The organism is Vibrio sp. Vb1337, from assembly GCF_033338715.1.
GTDB classification, from domain to species: Bacteria; Pseudomonadota; Gammaproteobacteria; order Enterobacterales; family Vibrionaceae; genus Vibrio; species Vibrio alginolyticus.
This window is the reverse complement of the sequence record NZ_JAWOTD010000200.1, coordinates 1-1,146: the sequence shown is the minus strand read 5'-3', so window position 1 is coordinate 1,146 and position 1,146 is coordinate 1. Positions and strand designations below refer to the sequence as shown.

2 protein-coding genes are annotated in these 1,146 nt (G+C 48.3%); both read left to right on the top strand.

What is annotated here, in order from left to right:
* Nucleotides 1-700: GlyGly-CTERM sorting domain-containing protein (locus R7E42_RS25010; protein WP_318073239.1), on the top strand; the 700-nt coding region annotated here is incomplete at its 5' end.
* A gap of 177 nt (nucleotides 701-877) precedes the next feature.
* On the top strand, nucleotides 878-1,146 hold a 269-nt coding region (locus R7E42_RS25005), incomplete at its 3' end, for a glutamine amidotransferase-related protein (protein WP_411978986.1).

The window sequence follows — 1,146 nt, the reverse complement described above, 5'->3', positions numbered from 1 at the left end:
AACGCAAATCAAACAAGGTTACGGCCTGAACAACCTTAATACCTTGCTGCATGGCACAGACACGTTCTCGTACACCTATTCTGGTGAGTTGGGCAATTTAGACCACGCCTTGGCAAGCAACAGCTTGGCGCAAAAAGTGGTAGCGATTGAAGATTGGCACATTAACTCACTAGAGAGTAACTTGTTTGAGTACGGCAGCAAATACACAGGTGACATGCCGAAATACAAAGACGCGTTCTCGGCATCTGACCACGATCCTGTGATCATCGCGATTGATTTACCTGATACGGATATCGATTTACCGAAAGCGGGTGAAAACTTAGCGGTAGATGTACGTTTGCCACCAAACGCGGTTGCAGGTGACATCGTGACTGTTAGCTTAACCGTCGCGACTCAAGCTACCGCTGTAAGTAGTGACGCGAAAGCTTACTCAGCGAGCAAGACTTTAGATCAAACGGACATTAAAGCGCGCAGCGTGAATGTTGAGTTTGAACAGGCGCCAGAGCAAGGTAACTACCAACTGGAAGAGAAAGTGACAGACTCGACTGGCAACGTCGTTAAGTTTAGCTCTGCTCGTGCAGTCTCTATGACTCAACCTGAAACGGGCACCACAGATTCGAAAGACTCTGATGGTGGTTCGTTTGGGTTTGGTGCACTGCTAGCAATGCTTGGACTTGGCTTGTTCCGCCGCCGCCGTTAAGCCACTCCTTTCCTAAAAACATAGCTGTAAAACTCAAAGGCCAGCCGATGCTGGCCTTTTTATTGCGCAAAGACTTGCCTTTCTAATTGGGTGTTGCAAAATACCGCCCTCAATTGTGGTAAACCAGACAATTGATCCCTAAGCCTTGCCAAAACGGATTGGAGCAGCCGACACGTTATGTTGTTGATCATCGATAACTACGATTCTTTCACTTACAACCTTTACCAATACTTTTGCGAGCTTGGCGCTCAGGTAAAGGTCGTGCGCAATGACGAAATCGACATTCAAGGTATCGAAGCCCTCAATCCAACCCATTTGGTGATTTCCCCTGGGCCTTGTACGCCAAACGAAGCGGGGATTTCGCTGGCTGCGATTGAGCACTTTGCCGATAAACTGCCGATATTGGGGGTGTGTTTAGGCCATCAAGCGATCGCGCAAGTATTTGG